This window comes from Paraconexibacter sp., assembly GCF_041602235.1.
Taxonomy (GTDB): Bacteria; Actinomycetota; Thermoleophilia; order Solirubrobacterales; family Solirubrobacteraceae; genus Paraconexibacter.
The window spans coordinates 1-3541 of sequence record NZ_JBFIGP010000351.1 but is presented as its reverse complement, the minus strand read 5'-3'; the positions used below and the strand labels follow the sequence as shown (position 1 = coordinate 3541).

Sequence of the window (3541 nt, the reverse complement as noted above, 5' to 3'; positions counted from 1 at the left end):
TCGGGAAGTCGGGCTTCGCCATCCCGAGCATCGACAGCAGCACGGCGAAGCCGGCGAGCACGCTCCCGACGACGTAGAAGGCGGTCTTGGACGTTTCGGCCTCTCCGGAGGCGAGCGTGAGCAGCGTGGCGAGCATGGCGGCGAGCCTACCCGACCGTGCGGGGGGCGGGCCCGCCTTCGTACCGTGACTCCGTCGCCTCGACCTGACCGTGGTAGTGGCTGCCGAGATCCGGGTGTCCGTACGGGCGCTCCGCCGGCTTGTCGAGGGTCATGAACGACAGCTGGGCGATGGGCTTGCCGGGGTGCAGCACGATGGGCACGCGCGTGAGGTTGGTGATCTCGAGCGTGAGCGTGCCCTTCCAGCCAGGGTCGACGAACCCGGCGGTGGCGTGCACGATCAGACCCAGTCGCCCGAGCGAGCTCTTGCCCTCGATCCGGGCGACGATGTCGTCGGGCAGCTCGACCCACTCCTCGGTGCGGCCGAGCACGAACTCGCCCGGGTGGATCACGAACGGGTCCCCGTTCTCGACGACCACGTGCTCGGTGAGGTTGGTCGGGGGATCGGCGAGGTCGATGGCGGCCACGCGGAAGTTGTGGAAGACGCGGAACGACGCGCCGAGCTTGAGATCCACGCTCGCGGGCTGGACCATGCCCGGGTCCCAGGGGTCGATGCGGATGCGGCGCTCCTCGACGAGTCGCCGGATCGTGCCGTCGGAGAGCACGGACGTGGTCATGGGGCGGAAGTGTGGCAGCCCGTCAGGACACGCGGTGGCCGGCCCTCCGGCGGGCGGCGGTCAGTCGCGGTGAGGCGTGGGCCGCCGGGCGACCGCGGGGGTGCGGCGGCGCGGCGGCGCCGAGAGCGGCGGCTCGCCGTGGGGCCCGCGGCGGCGGGGGACCCGCGGGCCCGAGGGCTCGGGCGGCGTCTTGCTGCCGCCGTCCTCGCCGTCCGTCGGCTCGTCGATCGGCTCGACGTCGTTGATCGCGCGCCACACGATGTAGAGCAGCGCGGCGATCGGGAGCTTGAGCACGACCATGAGGTACACGAACGTCCAACCCACACGCCGATGGTACCCACGGGGTCCAGGCCGTGGAGAAACCCGGCGCGCGACCGGTCGGCGCCGGCGGCGGCCGCGGACGGCACGCCTCGGTCTCAGGCGGCGCGGACCCGCTGCGACCGCGCCGAGCGCGCCTTCGACCTGGACTTGCTGGACCGCAGGCGTGCCCGCGCCCGCGCGCGTGTCCGCTCACGCCGTGCTGCGCGGCGGGCGCGTTGGTCGGCGGTCCGCGCCGCTCTGCGCTGCGCGGCGATGAGCGCCCGGCGCGCGTCCGCACCCGACGGCTGTGGGGTGGACGTCGGCGTCCGGGTGGTGGCCGCCTCCGGGGTGGCGGGGGTCGGAACGAGCTGCCGCAGCGACGATGCGACGTCGAGCGCCCCACCGCCGATCGGCAGCGACCGGCGCCGCGCCCCGGAGGCCAGCGCGCTCGCCAGCGAGCGCCAGCCTGCGGCGGGGGCGGCGGAGGCCAGGAGCGCGGCGGCACCCGTGACCATCGGGGCCGCCATCGAGGTCCCGGTGCGCCACTCGTACCCGCCGCCCATGGCGGTCGAGAGGATGGAGTCGCCGGGAGCGACGAGATCGACCCCGGCGCCGAAGTTCGAGACGGGGGAGAGCGCGCCGCCCTCGTCCCCGGCCGCGACCGCGAGGACGTTCTCGGCCGGGCTGGCCGCCGGCCATGCGGGCGCGAGCGCGAGGTCGCTGCCCTGGTTGCCCGCGGCGACCACGACCAGGATCCCTGCGCCGCGGGCCCGGTCGATGGCGTCGTCGAGCAGGGAGGACCGGCTCGGACCGGCAAGGCTGAGGTTGATCACCTTCGCGCCCTCGGCGATCGCGTAGTCGATCCCCCGGGCGACGCCCGCGGTATCGCCGCCTGCGCGGGAGTCGAGCACCTTCACCGCCATGATGCGTACGCGCCAGGACACGCCGGCGGTGCCGATGCCGTTCCCGCCTCGGGCGCCGATGATGCCGGCCACGTGGGTCCCGTGACCGTTGTCGTCACGCGGGTCCCCGTCCTCGGAGATGACGTCGGCCCCGTGCACGTCGTCGACGAAGCCGTTGCCGTCGTCGTCGCGGCCGTTGCCGGGAACCTCGTCGCGGTTCGTCCAGAGGTTGTCCCGCAGGTCGGGGTGCCCGAGGTCCACGCCGGTGTCGAGGACGGCCACGACGGTGTCGCCGCCGGTCACGCGATCCCAGGCGCTGGCGACGCCCATCGGCCGGTCGCCCTGCAGGGCCCAGGCGTCGGCGACCCGGGGGTCGCCGGGCGTCGCCGCCGCCGCGGCTGCCGCGTGCAGCAGCAGCGTGACGAGCGTGAGCAGCATGAGTCGCGGCACTGCGCGCAGCAGCGCGCCGACGCCTCCACGTGGCAGCAACAGGGTCTCCTTGACGGGTCCGCCGCACCGTCCTTGGCGGGCTGTTGAACGGATCGGGCCGCCGCCCGAATGTCCAAAGCGCGACGCCACGCGCGTGGCCGTTTGATCGGTCGGATGTCCCCACGACTGGGTATGGTGGTACGGCCGTTACATGGGTACCGTTGTTGCACGTCCGAACGACGTCGCAGTTCTTTACCCAGATTCCCAACGATCAAGAGGTCACGCGCACATGACTCCCACCGCAACCGTGTCGAGAGGCCGCCGCGCCGACGCGGTCCGAAACGCGGAAGCAATCGTCGACGCTGCAAGCCGGGTGCTCGCAGCGGATCCCGCCGCATCCGTCCAGGACGTCGCTGCCGCATGCGGACTGCATCGCGCCACCGTCCACCGTCACTTCGCCAGCCGCGACGACCTGATCCACGCGGTCCGCGTCCAGGCCTTCAGCGAGACCCAGGTCGAGCTCGACCGTCTCGCCGAGGACAAGAGCCTCGACCCGATGGTCGCCCTGGAGAAGATGGCGCTCGCCCTCTTCGAGGTCGGCGACCGGTACCGCATCTACCGCTTCACCACGACCCTCGGCCCCGGCATCGACCGCCAGCGCGACGAGGTGCGGGCGCCGATGGGCGTCGTGATCCGGCGCGCCCAGAAGGCCGGGCAGCTGCGGAAGGACATCACCGCACCGCTGATGGTCGCCGCGTTCGGCGGCCTCGTGTTCGGGATGCTGCCCGAGGTCGCGGGCGGGCTGTCGGGCAAGAAGGCCGCACGGACCGTCATGGCGTTCATGCGCGGCCAGTAGCCGCCGCAGCATCACCACCTCGGCAGGTGCGGGATCATCCCGCCGATGATCCGCGTCGGCCTGCCGGTCCTGCTCACCGTGGTCGCGCTCGCCATTCCGTCGAGCGCGGCTGCGGCACGCGACCTGCAGGCCGATATCGATGCCGCGCCGGTCGGGGGGACCGTCCTCGTTCCGGCGGACACCTACGACCAGACGGTCGTGATCACCAAGGACCTCCGGCTCCAGGGCGAGGGCGCGGGATCGCGCATCGCGCCGAGCACCCCCGGGCTCGACGCGCTCATCCGGGTCGAGGGGCCCGTCGAGGTCACGATCTCCGCGCT

At 73.2% G+C, this 3541-nt stretch carries 4 protein-coding genes and 1 pseudogene; 2 read left to right on the top strand and 3 right to left on the bottom strand.

Translation table 11 applies throughout. The annotated features are described in order from the left end of the window. Window positions 1-146 precede the first annotated feature (146 nt). The 3 genes from dcd to ABYE80_RS18660 form a co-directional block, all read right to left on the bottom strand. Window positions 147-734, bottom strand: coding sequence for a dCTP deaminase (dcd, locus tag ABYE80_RS18670; RefSeq protein WP_372791824.1), 588 nt, complete (start codon window positions 732-734; stop codon window positions 147-149). Window positions 735-794: 60 nt separating this feature from the next. Next, window positions 795-1058: a hypothetical protein gene (locus ABYE80_RS18665; protein WP_372791823.1), complete on the bottom strand. Its 264-nt coding sequence runs from the start codon at window positions 1056-1058 to the stop codon at window positions 795-797. A 92-nt stretch (window positions 1059-1150) separates the two neighbouring features. Beyond that, window positions 1151-2425, bottom strand: coding sequence for a S8 family peptidase (locus ABYE80_RS18660; RefSeq protein WP_372791822.1), 1275 nt, complete (start codon window positions 2423-2425; stop codon window positions 1151-1153). A gap of 151 nt (window positions 2426-2576) precedes the next feature. On the opposite strand from ABYE80_RS18660, the gene ABYE80_RS18655 reads away from it, so the two are divergent. Both ABYE80_RS18655 and ABYE80_RS18650 read left to right on the top strand, forming a co-directional pair. After that, a complete protein-coding gene (locus ABYE80_RS18655; protein WP_372791820.1) occupies window positions 2577-3221 on the top strand; it encodes a TetR/AcrR family transcriptional regulator in 645 nt (214 codons plus the stop codon). 45 nt (window positions 3222-3266) lie between these two features. Then, window positions 3267-3541 (top strand): annotated as a pseudogene (locus ABYE80_RS18650) (hypothetical protein); the annotation flags it as partial.

What these genes read in the sequence shown, in the direction of transcription:
- dcd (WP_372791824.1), bottom strand. Translation starts at nt 734, where the DNA reads ATGACCACGTCCGTGCTCTCCGACGGCACGATCCGGCGACTCGTCGAG.
- ABYE80_RS18655 (WP_372791820.1), top strand. Translation starts at nt 2,577, where the DNA reads ATGGGTACCGTTGTTGCACGTCCGAACGACGTCGCAGTTCTTTACCCA.